Below are 13,530 nucleotides of genomic sequence, written 5' to 3'. Positions count from 1 at the left end.
GAGCAAAGTAATCAGGCGTGTTCTTTCAGCCAGTTAATCACTACGTCGTGGTGATTGCTGGTTTTGAAATCGTCAAAGACATGTTCGATTTTGCCGTCAGCATCGATCAAGAAGCTGATGCGGTGAATACCATCGTAGGTTTTGCCCATGAAGGACTTCTCTCCCCAGACGCCGAATTGTTCGCACACCTGGTGGTCTTCATCAGACAGAAGCGTAAAGTTGAGCAGCTCTTTTTCCGCAAAACGGAAGAGTTTTTCGGGTTTATCGGTGCTAATACCCAGTACATCAACACCGGCTTTTTTCAACTCATCCATGTTATCGCGTAAGCCACAGGCTTGTACGGTACAGCCGGGGGTCATGGCTTTCGGGTAGAAATAAACCAGAACACGCTGTCCCTGGAAGTCGGTCAAATTAACTTGTTCTCCGTCTTGATCCGGCAAGCTAAATTTCGGTGCGATGTCACCGGCTTTCAGTGGATTCATTACTTAACTCCATCCTGTTCATCATGTTGGGAATAATTGACGACGCTAATACTGCCTTGCGCATTGAGTTCTGTACATAGTGCTTTGAAAGCTTGTTCAATATTTGCTGAATCCGCAGACGCCGGGCTGTGGGCGGTTATCTGAATATGCAGTTGCGCAGCTCGTTCATTTTCAGCAGGTTGCGTGCGAGACACTAGCTCCGCAATGTTCATATGGTGCGCGTCAAAAAGTGCGGTAAAGCGTTCAATTAAATGCGGTGAATCTGCCACATCGATCTGAACCCAGACAGATGCGGGCATCGGCGGACGCGGACGAGCCGTCGTGCGCTTCATCACGATTAAAAGATCCAGTTCGGCACCTTTCAACGGTAACGTTGATTCGATCAAGGTGATTGCATTCCATGAACCGGAAAGCAGCATGATAAAGGTGAACTCTTCTCCCAGCATCGCCAGGCGACTGTCTTCAATATTACAGCCGCAACTACTGACATGACGGGTGATAGTGTTCACAATTCCTGGGCGATCGGCACCCAGCGCAGTGATCACCAGATAATGTTGCGATGACAGTGTCAAACCGGTTATTCCTTCAAGGGGGAGAGTAGCTCTTAAGGAAAGCATAAAAAAAACATGCATACAACAATCAGAACGGTTCTGTTTGCTTGCTTTTAATGCCATACCAAACGTACCATTGAGACACTTGTTTGCACAGAGGATGGCCCATGTTCACGGGAAGTATTGTCGCGATTGTTACTCCGATGGATGAAAAAGGTAATGTCTGTCGGGCTAGCTTAAAAAAACTGATTGATTATCATGTCGCCAGCGGTACTTCGGCGATTGTTTCTGTTGGCACCACTGGTGAGTCCGCTACCCTGAATCATGACGAACATGTTGATGTGGTGATGATGACCCTGGAGCTGGCTGACGGGCGTATTCCGGTGATTGCCGGAACCGGCGCTAACGCTACTGCGGAAGCCATTAGCCTGACACAGCGTTTCAATGACAGTGGCATTGCTGGCTGCCTGACGGTGACCCCTTATTACAACCGCCCGTCGCAGGAAGGTCTGTATCAGCATTTCAAAGCCATCGCTGAACATACTGACCTGCCGCAAATCCTGTATAATGTGCCGTCCCGTACTGGCTGCGATCTGCTACCAGAAACGGTGGGCCGTCTGGCGAAAGTAAAAAATATTATCGGAATCAAAGAGGCAACAGGGAACTTAACGCGTGTTAACCAGATCAAAGAGCTGGTTTCAGACGATTTTGTTCTGCTGAGCGGCGATGATGCGAGCACGCTGGACTTCATGCAGTTAGGTGGTCATGGCGTTATTTCCGTTACTGCTAACGTCGCAGCGCGTGATATGGCTCAGATGTGCAAACTGGCGGCAGAAGGGCATTTTGCCGAGGCACGCGTTATTAACCAGCGTCTGATGCCATTACACAACAAACTATTTGTCGAACCCAATCCAATCCCGGTGAAATGGGCATGTAAGGAACTGGGTCTTGTGGCGACCGATACGCTGCGCCTGCCAATGACACCAATCACCGACAGTGGTCGTGAGACGGTCAGAGCGGCGCTTAAGTATGCCGGTTTGCTGTAAAGTTTAGGGAGATTTGATGGCTTACTCTGTTCAAAAGTCGCGCCTGGCAAAGGTTGCGGGTGTATCGCTTGTTCTGTTACTCGCAGCCTGTAGTTCTGACTCACGCTATAAGCGTCAGGTGAGTGGTGATGAAGCCTATCTGGAAGCGGCACCGCTTGCGGAGCTTCATGCCCCGGCAGGAATGATTTTGCCGGTGACTTCCGGTGATTATGCAATACCGGTGACCAACGGTAGCGGTGCTGTCGGTAAGGCGCTGGACATTCGTCCACCTGCCCAGCCGTTGGCGCTGATTTCCGGCGCACGTACCCAGTTTACGGGCGACACCGCCTCGCTGCTGGTAGAAAATGGTCGTGGTAATACTTTGTGGCCGCAGGTTGTTAGCGTGCTGCAGGCGAAAAACTACACCATTACCCAACGCGATGATGCTGGTCAGACGCTGACTACCGATTGGGTGCAATGGAATCGTCTGGACGAAGACGAGCAGTATCGCGGTCGTTATCAAATCTCTGTTAAACCGCAGGGTTATCAGCAGGCGGTAACGGTGAAACTGCTGAACCTGGAGCAGGCGGGCAAACCGGTTGCAGACGCGGCTTCCATGCAGCGTTACAGCACGGAGATGATGAACGTCATTTCCGCCGGTCTGGATAAATCCGTGACCGATGCGGCTAATGCGGCACAAAACCGCGCTTCCACCACCATGGACGTACAAAGTGCTGCTGATGACACAGGCTTACCAATGCTGGTCGTTCGCGGGCCGTTCAACGTGGTTTGGCAACGTCTGCCAGCGGCGCTGGAAAAAGTGGGCATGAAAGTGACCGACAGCACCCGTTCGCAGGGCAGCATGGCCGTGACCTATAAGCCGTTGTCTGACAGTGACTGGCAGGAACTGGGCGCGAGCGATCCAGGCCTGGCATCCGGTGACTATAAACTGCAAGTCGGTGATTTGGATAACCGCAGCAGCTTGCAGTTCATCGATCCGAAAGGCCATACGCTGACTCAAAGCCAAAACGACGCACTGGTATCTGTCTTCCAGGCAGCGTTTAGCAAGTAAAAATACAGGGCTGGAGTAATCCGGCCCTTTTTTCTGTTATGATACGCAAACGTGTGCGTCGGCAGAAAAACGCGATTTTAGCGTTAATTCGCACGAAATTTGTTTGTCGGACACAGGTCAGATAAGGCGTTCACGCCGCATCCGACAAAATATCCGGCACACCAGACAGCAAAAGATTTTAAAACGTTAATTCACACCCAGGAGTGATAAAGATGCAAAAGCAAGCTGAGTTGTATCGTGGTAAAGCGAAAACCGTATACAGCACGGAAAACCCGGATCTGTTGGTGCTCGAATTCCGCAATGATACGTCAGCAGGTGATGGCGCGCGCATTGAGCAGTTTGATCGCAAAGGTATGGTGAACAACAAGTTCAACTACTTCATTATGAGCAAACTGGCTGAAGCGGGTATCCCGACTCAAATGGAGCGTCTGCTCTCCGATACTGAATGTCTGGTGAAAAAGCTGGATATGGTGCCGGTTGAGTGTGTCGTGCGTAACCGTGCTGCTGGCTCTCTGGTGAAACGTCTTGGAATCGAAGAAGGTATTGAGCTGGACCCGCCGCTGTTCGATCTGTTCCTGAAAAACGACGCCATGCACGATCCGATGGTCAACGAATCTTACTGCGAAACCTTTGGCTGGGTGAGCAAAGAGAACCTGGCGCGTATGAAAGAGCTGACCTACAAAGCGAACGACGTGCTGAAAAAACTGTTCGATGATGCTGGTTTGATTCTGGTCGACTTCAAGCTGGAGTTTGGCCTGTACAAAGGTGAAGTAGTACTGGGCGATGAGTTCTCCCCGGACGGCAGCCGCCTGTGGGACAAAGAAACGCTGGAGAAAATGGACAAAGACCGTTTCCGCCAGAGCCTCGGTGGCCTGATCGAGGCCTATGAAGCCGTCGCCCGCCGCCTGGGTGTACAGTTGGACTGATTTTTCTGTTCATCATCTTGCCGTGCTGCTGGCACGGCAAGATGACCGCTCTTGTAATACGTGAATTGAACGCTCATTCCTCCATCATTTCCTCCCGTTTTTCTGTGGTAATCTTCCTCTGAAGCACCTACGATCATCACTATAATGAATATATTGTTGAGGTATCTATGCGCTGGCAAGGGCGTCGTGAAAGTGACAATGTTGAAGACAGGCGAAACAGCTCTGGTGGTCCGTCAATGGGCGGTCCCGGTTTCCGTCTGCCAAGCGGTAAAGGTGGGCTGATTTTACTGGTAGTGGTGCTGGTTGCTGGCTACTATGGTGTTGATTTAACTGGGTTGATGACCGGACAGCCGATTTCCCAACAGCAATCAACGCGCTCAATTAGCCCAAATGAAGATGAAGCAGCAAAATTCACCTCGGTAATTCTGGCAACCACGGAAGACACCTGGGGACAGCAATTCGAGAAGATGGGTAAGACTTATCAGCAACCGAAGCTGGTGATGTATCGCGGAATGACACGCACCGGTTGCGGCGCCGGACAGTCCATTATGGGGCCGTTCTATTGCCCGGCGGATGGTACGGTCTATATCGATCTCTCTTTCTATGATGACATGAAAGACAAACTGGGCGCGGATGGTGATTTCGCTCAGGGATACGTTATCGCCCATGAAGTCGGTCATCATGTGCAGAAACTGTTAGGCATTGAACCGAAAGTCCGTCAATTGCAACAAAACGCGACGCAGGCGGAAGTGAACCGCTTATCTGTGCGTATGGAACTCCAGGCCGACTGTTTTGCCGGTGTCTGGGGGCACAGTATGCAGCAACAAGGCGTTCTGGAAACTGGCGATCTGGAAGAGGCGCTGAATGCGGCGCAAGCCATCGGCGATGACCGCTTACAGCAGCAAAGTCAGGGGCGGGTAGTGCCGGACAGCTTTACTCATGGTACATCCCAACAACGCTATAGCTGGTTTAAACGTGGTTTCGACAGCGGCGATCCGGCACAATGCAATACTTTCGGTAAAAGCATTTAACTTTCGGGGCAGGGATGGCTGAACTGACCGCGCTACACACATTCACAGCGCAAATGAAACGCGAAGGGATTCGCCGCCTGTTGGTGTTGAGCGGGGATGCGTGCTGGTGCTGTGAACATGCACTCAAATTGCGTGACGCATTACCTGGCGACTGGCTGTGGGTATCGCCGCAGCCAACTTCTGAAAACCACTGTACGCCAGCGGCGCTACAAACTTTACTTGGGCGCGAGTTCCAGCATTCGGTATTCGATGCTCGCCAGGGCTTTGATGCCGCAACCTTTGCGGCGCTTGGTGGAACGCTGAAAGCGGGCAGTTGGCTGGTTTTGTTACTCCCTGTATGGGAAGAATGGGAAAACCATCCCGATGCTGATTCGCTGCGCTGGAGTGATTGCGCCAGTCCCATCGCTACACCGCATTTTGTCCAGCATCTCAAACGCGTACTTACGGCGGATAACGACGCTATCCTCTGGTGGCAAAATCAGCCGTTCACGTTGGCGCATTTTGCTCCCCGTACTGACTGGCAATCCGCTACCGGCGCACCGCAACCAGAACAACAACAGATACTACAACAGCTTCTGACTATGCCACCGGGCGTGGCAGCGGTAACTGCTGCGCGCGGACGCGGTAAGTCGGCGCTGGCAGGGCAACTCATTTCCCGTATCGCTGGCAGTGCGATAGTCACTGCGCCTGCGAGAGCCGCAACGAATGTGCTGGCACAATTTGCCGGAGAGAAGTTTCGTTTTGTTGCGCCGGATGCATTGCTGTCCAGTGATGAAAAAGCTGATTGGCTGGTTGTCGATGAAGCTGCTGCAATACCCGCCCCACTATTACATCAACTGGTATCACGCTTTCCGCGTACTTTGTTAACCACTACGGTGCAGGGCTATGAAGGCACCGGGCGTGGCTTTTTGCTGAAATTTTGCGCCCGCTTCCCGCATTTGCAGCGTTTTGAATTGCAACAGCCGATCCGCTGGGCGCAGGGATGCCCGCTGGAAAAAATGGTTAGCGAGGCACTGGTTTTTGACGATGAAACCTTCACGCGCGTACCACAAGGCAAGATCACCATTTCTGCATTTGAACAGACTTCATGGCGAAGCAAGCCAGAAACGCCGTTAAAGGTTTACCAGTTATTGTCTGGTGCGCACTACCGGACTTCACCGCTGGATTTACGCCGGATGATGGACGCGCCTGGACAACATTTTTTACAAGCTACTTGCGAAAACGAGATTGCCGGGGCGCTGTGGCTGGTGGATGAGGGGGGATTATCTGAAGAGCTCAGTCAGGCGGTATGGGCGGGTTTTCGTCGCCCGCGTGGCAACCTGGTGGCTCAGTCGCTGGCGGCACACGGTAGCAATCCACTGGCAGCAACGTTACGCGGACGGCGTGTCAGCCGCATTGCCGTCCATCCGGCGCGTCAGCGGGAAGGTACAGGGCAGCAACTTATTGCTGACGCTGTGCAATATATGCATGGCCTCGACTATCTTTCGGTGAGTTTTGGCTACACCGAGGAATTATGGCGTTTCTGGCAACGCTGCGGTTTTGTGCTGGTACGGATGGGTAATCATCGCGAAGCCAGTAGCGGCTGTTATACGGCGATGGCACTATTACCCATTAGCGAAGCGGGTAAACAATTGGCAGAATGTGAGCATTATCGTTTACGCCGCGACGCACAAATTCTCTCGCAATGGAATGGTGAAAGCATCTCGGTTGATCCGTTAAACGACATCATGCTTTCTGATAATGACTGGCTTGAACTGGCCGGTTTTGCTTTCGCCCATCGTCCCCTTTTAACGTCGTTAGGTTGTTTAACACGCCTGCTGCAAACCAGTGAACGGGCATTACCGGCGCTGCGAGGACGGTTGCAGAAAAACGTCAGCGACGCGCAGTTATGTACCACACTTAAACTTTCAGGCCGTAAGGCATTGCTGGTTTGCCAACGCGAAGAAGCCGCGCAGGCGCTATTCGCACTTGATGATGTCCGCACTGAACGCCTGCGCAATCGCATAACACAATGGCAATTTTTTCACTGACTCCTTCAATTTTCTCCCATGGTCATTGTGAGTCAGCGGCGTAAAATTAATGACATCAGTTAAGGAGTTCGCCATGAAACATGACCATTTTGTTGTTCAAAGCCCGGATAAACCTGCCCAACAGTTGTTACTGCTTTTCCACGGTGTCGGGGATAACCCGGTGGCAATGGGGGAAATCGGTAGCTGGTTTGCACCGTTGTTTCCAGATGCGCTGGTGGTAAGTGTCGGTGGTGCTGAGCCGAGCGGTAATCCGGCAGGGCGTCAATGGTTTTCGGTGCAGGGCGTAACGGAAGAGAATCGCCAGGCGCGGGTGGATGCCATAATGCCGACGTTTATTGAGACGGTACGCTACTGGCAGAAACAGAGCGGAGTAGGGGCTAACGCTACGGCGCTGATCGGGTTCTCACAAGGGGCCATTATGGCGCTGGAGAGTATTAAAGCCGAACCGGGACTTGCCTCACGCGTCATCGCCTTTAACGGACGCTATGCCAGCCTGCCGGAAACGCCTTCTACTGCTACAACAATTCACCTGATCCACGGTGGTGAAGATCCGGTTATCGATCTGGCTCACGCGGTTGCGGCGCAGGAAGCGTTAATTAACGCCGGTGGAGATGTGACGCTGGATATCGTGGAGGATTTAGGTCATGCGATCGATAATCGCAGTATGCAATTTGCCCTGGATCACTTGCGTTATACCATTCCGAAACATTACTTCGACGAGGCGTTAAGCGGCGGTAAGCCTGGCGATGATGATGTGATTGAAATGATGTAAAAGACAGGTGCCGGACGCGTAGGCCGGATAAGGCGTTCACGCCGCATCCGGCTATGATGCCTGATGCGACGCTGACGCGTCTTATCCGGCCTACGGTTGAGCGCCAGACATTATCCGGCCCCTCCAGCTTACTTCTTCGGTTGATCCTTCTTCGGCCAGTCGTCGTCATCGTCCCATTTATCGTTGAAATCACGATGCGGGGGAAGCTCCGGCTTGTTGGCGAGAAATTTCTTATGGTCGACGCGCTTGAGATCTTTGATAACATTCAGCAGGACGCCCACCAAAAAGACAATCACCAGAATCCACCAATATTTAGCCAGCCAGTCCATGCTTTTTTCCTCTTGCAGAACCACTCATCAGGCGACGAGCTGTTCCATGATACGTTGATACATACGGGCAAGTAGCTGCAGGTCGGCAGCGTTCACACATTCATTAATTTTATGAATAGTGGCATTGACCGGCCCAAGTTCCACCACCTGCGCCCCCATGCGGGCAATAAAGCGCCCGTCGGACGTTCCGCCTGTGGTCAGTAGCTGCGGTTTAATTTCATTATAGTGCTCAACCGCGTTGACGACCGCATCTACCAGTTTACCGCGCGCAGTCAAAAATGGCTGCCCGGAAAGCCACCAATCGACCGTATAACGCAGTTGATGTTTTTCAAGCAGGGTAAGCACCTGTGCTTTGATCATTTCATCAGTAAGTTCGGTGCTAAAGCGGAAGTTAAACTGTACAAACAGCTCACCCGGAATGACATTATTGCTGCCAGTACCCGCCTGAATATTGGCTATTTGCATACTGGTTGCCGGGAAAAATTCATTGCCCTGATCCCACTCGATAGCCACTAACTCATTGAGGAAAGGGGCTGCACGATGTACAGGGTTATCTGCAAGGTGTGGGTAGGCCACATGCCCTTGCACGCCATGAATAGTAAGGTTACAGGTCAACGATCCGCGACGGCCATTTTTCACTACATCACCGACCACTTCGATACTCGACGGTTCACCAACCAGGCAGTAATCCAGCCGTTCACGGCGTGCCATTAAGGTTTCGACCACTTTGACCGTGCCGTTGTGGGCGCTGGCTTCTTCGTCTGAGGTGATCAGAAACGCCAGTCGACCTTTATGGTTGGGATGTTGAGCGACAAAGCGTTCTGCTGCTACCACCATCGCCGCCAGCGACCCTTTCATATCTGCCGCGCCGCGCCCAAATAACATACCGTCGCGAATGGTCGGTTCAAATGGTGGATTGATCCAACGGTCGGCATCGCCAGGCGGTACAACGTCGGTATGTCCGGCAAAGGCTAACGTTTCTCCCTGTCCACGCCACGCCCAAAAATTCTGCGTATCCGCAAAGTCCATGCGTTCGATGGTAAAACCGATCGCCTGTAAACGTTCGGTAATGATTGCCTGACATCCTGCGTCATCAGGACTTAAGGATGGGCGGCGAATAAGCTGCTGTGTCAGCTCAATAACCGGACACGACATAGACTACACCTCATGGAAAAATTGCTGATAACTGGATTCACTGAAACCAAGCAGCATAGGCTTCCCTGGCGCGCAGAGCAATGGGCGTTTGATAATTGCAGGCATTTCAGTCATTAATGCCGCCGCAGAAGCCGCATCGGTGATTTTATTGCGCGTGGTTTCGTCCAGTTTACGCCAGGTAGTACCACGGGTGTTGAGTAACGCTTCCCAGCCTAATTCGTTGATAAAACCGTTCAATAATTCGCTGTCCAGCCCATCAACGCGATAATCATGAAAACGATAGTCGATGTTATTGGCTTCCAGCCAACGGCGAGCCTTTTTAATGGTGTCACAATTTTTAATGCCGTAAAGTGTAACCATAATGAATCCTTTTTCGATTTATAAGAATAAATACTCATTTAACGGTCAATACATTTCCCCGACAAATGAATACCAGGGAATATAACATTATTAAGGTGTTTCACTTAACAATTATTAAATAATTGTGAGCATTTTGAATGTAATTATTAAGAATATTCCCCTAGGTATCTGTATGTATTTCAAACAGAATTAAGCAAGTATTAGAATCCGTATGAATCTGTTGAAATGTTGCTTTGCATCACATAAAAATCCCTGTCTCAGGGCCATAGTATTTACATAGGTTTTGCCCCGGAGGTAGTAATCACTGCAATCGAATAAATTAGCTTCACCACGGTATATTGTTTCCGTAGAATACCCATAATTATAAGAGAGGTTGTTATGATTGAACGTGAACTGGGGAACTGGAAAGACTTTATCGAAGTTATGCTTCGCAAGTAATTACCAGGACAGAAGGTAAAATGAAAGAACCTGATGAACAGGTTCTTTATCAGAAAGTTGAAAAAGGCGACACGTTGGCATGTCGCCTTTTTTATTGCTTATTCCGGGCGTGGCTTCAGAGGGAAACGACGGCGTACCAGCACAAAGAACAGCGGCACGAAGTAAATCGCCAGAATGGTGGCGGAGATCATTCCCCCCATTACGCCAGTACCCACCGCATGTTGACCACCGGAACCGGCACCGCTGCTGATTGCCATCGGCAGTACGCCGAAGATAAACGCCAGCGAGGTCATCAGTATCGGGCGTAAACGCTGGCGGCAGGCATAAAGCGTCGCTTCAAACAGGTCGTGACCTTTTTGGTTCATCTCGTTAGCGAACTCGACAATGAGGATGGCGTTTTTCGCCGATAAACCAATGACCGTTAATAAACCCACCTGGAAGTAAACGTCGTTTTCCAGCCCACGCATCCAGGTTGCCAGCAGTGCGCCGATAACTCCCAGCGGTACAACCAGCATTACCGAGAACGGTACTGACCAACTTTCATAAAGTGCAGCCAGACACAGGAATACCACCAGCAATGAAATGGCATACAGCGCCGGAGCTTGCGCACCGGAAAGTCGTTCCTGGTACGACATCGCCGTCCACTCCAGTCCAAAGCCGTTCGGCAACTGCTTCACTAACGATTCCATAATATCCATCGCTGTACCCGTACTGACGCCCGGTGCGGCTTCCCCGACAATCTCTACCGCAGAATAGCCGTTATAGCGTTCCAGACGCGGCGAACCTGTCTCCCAGCGAGAGGTCGCGAAGGCAGAGAAGGGCACCATCCCACCGTCTTTGTTACGCACATACCACAGGTTGATATCATCCGGCAGCATCCGATACGGCGCGGCGGCCTGCACATAGACTTTCTTCACGCGACCGCGATCCATAAAGTCATTTACATAGCTTGAACCCCACGCGGTTTGCAGCGTGTCGTTAATATCGTCAATGGCAACGCCCAGCGCCTGAGCTTTACGTTGGTCGATATCAATCTGCAACTGCGGACTGTCATCAAGACCGTTATGGCGCACGCGGGTTAATTCCGGATTTTCCGCTGCCAGCGCCAGCAACTGGTTACGTGCAGCCATCAGCGCATCGTGACCCGCTCCGGCGTGATCCTGCAACTCCATATCAAAACCCGCAGAACTGCCAAGACCGCTAATTGCCGGCGGGCTGCTGGCGATAACGCGGGCTTCTTTAATCTTATTAAATTCTTTCGTTGCACGTTCGATAATGGCAAACGAAGTGCCGGTCTTACTGTCGCGCTCACTCCAGTCTTTCAGGCGGATAAACATACGCGCCACGTTTTGCCCGTTGCCGCCAGGGCCTGAACCGACCGTGGCAAATACCGACGTGATATTGTCTTTCTCATGAGTGAAGTAATACTTCTCGATCTGTTCCACCACTTTCAGCGTCTGTTGCTGGGTCGAACCGCTGGGTAGCTGCACCGACGTGGTGAACATGCCACGGTCTTCCAGTGGCAGGAATGACGTCGGCAGACGCAGGAACAGAAACACCATACCGCCTAACAGCAGGACGTAAATCAAAATCCAGCGCAGGCTGCGGTGGAGAATTTTCGCCACCCCTTTCTCGTAGCGTTCGGCGTTACGGTTGAACATCTGGTTAAACCAGGCAAAAAAGCCTTTCTGCCCGTGATGCTCACCTTTTTTCAGTGGCTTAAGTAGCGTGGCACACAGCGCCGGAGTGAGGATCATCGCCACCAGCACCGACAGCACCATCGCCGCAACAATGGTAATAGAGAACTGGCGATAGATAGCTCCGGTCGTGCCGCCAAAGAAGGCCATTGGCACAAATACCGCCGACAGCACCATCGCAATCCCGACCAGTGCCCCCTGGATCTGCCCCATCGATTTACGTGTAGCTTCGCGAGGAGTGAGTCCTTCCTCACTCATAATACGTTCGACGTTTTCCACTACCACGATGGCGTCATCCACCAGCAGACCGATCGCCAGCACCATCGCAAACATGGTTAAGGTGTTGACGCTGTAACCGAAGGCGTAAAGCACGGAGAAAGTGCCCATCAACACCACCGGCACGGCGATAGTTGGAATCAATGTAGCGCGGAAGTTTTGCAGGAACAGATACATGACGAGGAAAACCAGCGCGATAGCTTCTAACAGGGTTTTCACCACGTCTTCAATGGAGGCTTTAACAAACGAGGTGGTTTCATACGCCACCTTATATTCCAGACCGGGGGGGAAGTATTGCGCCAGTTCGTCGAGCCGGTTCAGTACCAGCTTCGCCGTGGCCATTTCGTTCGCGCCGGAAGCCAGTTTTACTCCCAGACCGGAGGCAGGCTTACCATTAAAGCGACTAAGATAATCGTATTTCTCCGCCCCCATTTCGACGGTGGCAACATCGCCCAGTTTCACTTCCGAACCATCCTGATTTACCCGCAAGGTGATATCGCGGAACTGTTCAGGCGTTTGCAACAGCGACTGGGCGTTAATGGTAGCGTTCAATGCTTGTTTATCTACAGAAGGTGTACCGCCAAGCTGTCCGACCGCAATCTGCGCGTTCTGTGACTCAATGGCGTCGGTTACATCTTTAGCCGTCATCTGGAAGCTGTTCAGTTTTGCCGGATCAAGCCAGATACGCATCGAGTACTGTGAACCATAGGCGTCGATATCACCAACGCCGTTAACGCGGCTTAACGGATCCTGAATATTACTGGCAACGTAATCGGCAATATCTTGTTTATCCATCGAACCATCGGTAGAGACGAAAGCAATGGTCAGGATGTTAGTATCGCCGGTTTTACGTACTGTCACGCCCTGGTTTTGTACCGCCTGTGGGAGTTTACGCATGGCCGATTGCAGCTGGTTTTGCACCTGTTGCACCGCCTCGTCCGGGTCGGTTCCGGCTTTAAAACTTAAGGTGACAGATGCCTGACCGGTGCCACTGCTTTGTGACGACATATACATCAGGTTATCGAGGCCAGTCATATTTTGCTCGATAACCTGGGTCACGGTGTTTTCCAGCGTCTGGGCCGATGCGCCGGGATAGTTAGCGGTCACTCGCACATTCGGTGGCGCGAGATCGGGGTATTGTTCAACGGGCAATGAAAAAATCGCCAGGGTACCTGTCAGACACAACAGGATTGCCAGCACCCAGGCAAAAATGGGGCGATCAATAAAGAAATTCGCCATTAAAAGAGGACCTCGTGTTTCTGCGTATCGTTGTAGGCTTGACTTGCTTCACTGTAGCGGCAAGGTACGAGCCAATCGTGGAGAAAAAAAGGAGATAATGTAAATTATCATGCCCTTTTATACTGAACCTTAAGTGCCCGTATTCTT

The 13,530-nt window shown here is 51.5% G+C and carries 13 protein-coding genes; 7 read left to right on the top strand and 6 right to left on the bottom strand.

The genetic code is table 11. The features are described 5' to 3' along the window. Positions 1–11 precede the first annotated feature (11 nt). Positions 12–482 (bottom strand): thioredoxin-dependent thiol peroxidase, encoded by a 471-nt coding sequence (bcp, locus tag A7Z06_RS10715; protein WP_001068678.1) that lies wholly within the window; start codon positions 480–482, stop codon positions 12–14. Further along, positions 482–1,054, bottom strand: a complete 573-nt coding sequence (locus A7Z06_RS10710; protein ID WP_000176182.1) for a glycine cleavage system transcriptional repressor — start codon at positions 1,052–1,054, stop codon at positions 482–484. Before A7Z06_RS10710 ends, bcp begins: the two co-directional genes overlap by 1 nt. A gap of 146 nt (positions 1,055–1,200) precedes the next feature. On the opposite strand from A7Z06_RS10710, the gene dapA reads away from it, so the two are divergent. The 6 genes from dapA (at position 1,201) to ypfH (ending at position 7,889) form a co-directional block, all read left to right on the top strand. Further along, positions 1,201–2,079, top strand: a complete 879-nt coding sequence (dapA, locus tag A7Z06_RS10705; RefSeq protein ID WP_010344577.1) for a 4-hydroxy-tetrahydrodipicolinate synthase — start codon at positions 1,201–1,203, stop codon at positions 2,077–2,079. Between the two features lie 16 nt (positions 2,080–2,095). Next, a complete protein-coding gene (bamC, locus tag A7Z06_RS10700; RefSeq protein WP_010344578.1) occupies positions 2,096–3,130 on the top strand; it encodes an outer membrane protein assembly factor BamC in 1,035 nt (344 codons plus the stop codon). A gap of 212 nt (positions 3,131–3,342) precedes the next feature. After that, the gene (gene purC, locus A7Z06_RS10695; protein WP_010344579.1) at positions 3,343–4,056 is read left to right on the top strand and encodes a phosphoribosylaminoimidazolesuccinocarboxamide synthase; all 714 of its coding nucleotides are present in this window, start codon (positions 3,343–3,345) and stop codon (positions 4,054–4,056) included. Positions 4,057–4,223: 167 nt separating this feature from the next. Beyond that, positions 4,224–5,087 carry a KPN_02809 family neutral zinc metallopeptidase gene (gene ypfJ, locus A7Z06_RS10690; protein WP_001267512.1) on the top strand — a complete coding sequence of 288 codons (864 nt, stop codon included), beginning with the start codon at positions 4,224–4,226 and terminating at the stop codon, positions 5,085–5,087. Positions 5,088–5,101: 14 nt separating this feature from the next. Continuing rightward, positions 5,102–7,117, top strand: coding sequence for a tRNA cytosine(34) acetyltransferase TmcA (gene tmcA / locus A7Z06_RS10685; RefSeq protein WP_105279418.1), 2,016 nt, complete (start codon positions 5,102–5,104; stop codon positions 7,115–7,117). Between the two features lie 73 nt (positions 7,118–7,190). Beyond that, positions 7,191–7,889, top strand: a complete 699-nt coding sequence (gene ypfH, locus A7Z06_RS10680; RefSeq protein ID WP_000679839.1) for an esterase — start codon at positions 7,191–7,193, stop codon at positions 7,887–7,889. Between the two features lie 128 nt (positions 7,890–8,017). Here the strand turns inward: ypfH and A7Z06_RS10675 are convergent, their stop codons facing one another. Genes A7Z06_RS10675 through A7Z06_RS10665 form a run of 3 tightly spaced genes read right to left on the bottom strand, consistent with a single transcriptional unit; the run spans position 8,018 to position 9,733 of the window. Further along, positions 8,018–8,218 carry a YpfN family protein gene (locus A7Z06_RS10675; protein WP_000383836.1) on the bottom strand — a complete coding sequence of 67 codons (201 nt, stop codon included), beginning with the start codon at positions 8,216–8,218 and terminating at the stop codon, positions 8,018–8,020. A 27-nt stretch (positions 8,219–8,245) separates the two neighbouring features. Beyond that, positions 8,246–9,373 carry a succinyl-diaminopimelate desuccinylase gene (dapE, locus tag A7Z06_RS10670; RefSeq protein WP_001277782.1) on the bottom strand — a complete coding sequence of 376 codons (1,128 nt, stop codon included), beginning with the start codon at positions 9,371–9,373 and terminating at the stop codon, positions 8,246–8,248. A 3-nt stretch (positions 9,374–9,376) separates the two neighbouring features. After that, positions 9,377–9,733 (bottom strand): ArsC family reductase, encoded by a 357-nt coding sequence (locus A7Z06_RS10665; protein ID WP_000258248.1) that lies wholly within the window; start codon positions 9,731–9,733, stop codon positions 9,377–9,379. Positions 9,734–10,111: 378 nt separating this feature from the next. Here A7Z06_RS10665 and ypfM point away from each other — a divergent pair, with 378 nt between their 5' ends. Further along, complete coding sequence (gene ypfM / locus A7Z06_RS10660; protein ID WP_001386977.1) at positions 10,112–10,171, top strand: protein YpfM; 60 nt, start codon at positions 10,112–10,114, stop codon at positions 10,169–10,171. A 98-nt stretch (positions 10,172–10,269) separates the two neighbouring features. Here ypfM and acrD read toward each other — a convergent pair whose 3' ends face one another. Beyond that, positions 10,270–13,383 carry a multidrug efflux RND transporter permease AcrD gene (acrD, locus tag A7Z06_RS10655; protein ID WP_001263108.1) on the bottom strand — a complete coding sequence of 1,038 codons (3,114 nt, stop codon included), beginning with the start codon at positions 13,381–13,383 and terminating at the stop codon, positions 10,270–10,272. Between the last annotated feature and the right edge of the window lie 147 nt (positions 13,384–13,530).

It is taken from the genome of Escherichia sp. MOD1-EC6819 (genome assembly GCF_002965765.1).
GTDB lineage: Bacteria > Pseudomonadota > Gammaproteobacteria > Enterobacterales > Enterobacteriaceae > Escherichia > Escherichia ruysiae.
Note: the sequence above shows the minus strand (reverse complement) of the source record. Positions and strands in the feature narration are given on the sequence as shown.

Bases quoted from the DNA above. Each gene is read 5' to 3' on its own strand.
- bcp (WP_001068678.1), bottom strand. From the start codon at position 482: ATGAATCCACTGAAAGCCGGTGACATCGCACCGAAATTTAGCTTGCCG.
- dapA (WP_010344577.1), top strand. From the start codon at position 1,201: ATGTTCACGGGAAGTATTGTCGCGATTGTTACTCCGATGGATGAAAAA.
- bamC (WP_010344578.1), top strand. From the start codon at position 2,096: ATGGCTTACTCTGTTCAAAAGTCGCGCCTGGCAAAGGTTGCGGGTGTA.
- purC (WP_010344579.1), top strand. From the start codon at position 3,343: ATGCAAAAGCAAGCTGAGTTGTATCGTGGTAAAGCGAAAACCGTATAC.
- ypfJ (WP_001267512.1), top strand. From the start codon at position 4,224: ATGCGCTGGCAAGGGCGTCGTGAAAGTGACAATGTTGAAGACAGGCGA.
- tmcA (WP_105279418.1), top strand. From the start codon at position 5,102: ATGGCTGAACTGACCGCGCTACACACATTCACAGCGCAAATGAAACGC.
- ypfH (WP_000679839.1), top strand. From the start codon at position 7,191: ATGAAACATGACCATTTTGTTGTTCAAAGCCCGGATAAACCTGCCCAA.
- A7Z06_RS10675 (WP_000383836.1), bottom strand. From the start codon at position 8,218: ATGGACTGGCTGGCTAAATATTGGTGGATTCTGGTGATTGTCTTTTTG.
- dapE (WP_001277782.1), bottom strand. From the start codon at position 9,373: ATGTCGTGTCCGGTTATTGAGCTGACACAGCAGCTTATTCGCCGCCCA.
- A7Z06_RS10665 (WP_000258248.1), bottom strand. From the start codon at position 9,733: ATGGTTACACTTTACGGCATTAAAAATTGTGACACCATTAAAAAGGCT.
- acrD (WP_001263108.1), bottom strand. From the start codon at position 13,383: ATGGCGAATTTCTTTATTGATCGCCCCATTTTTGCCTGGGTGCTGGCA.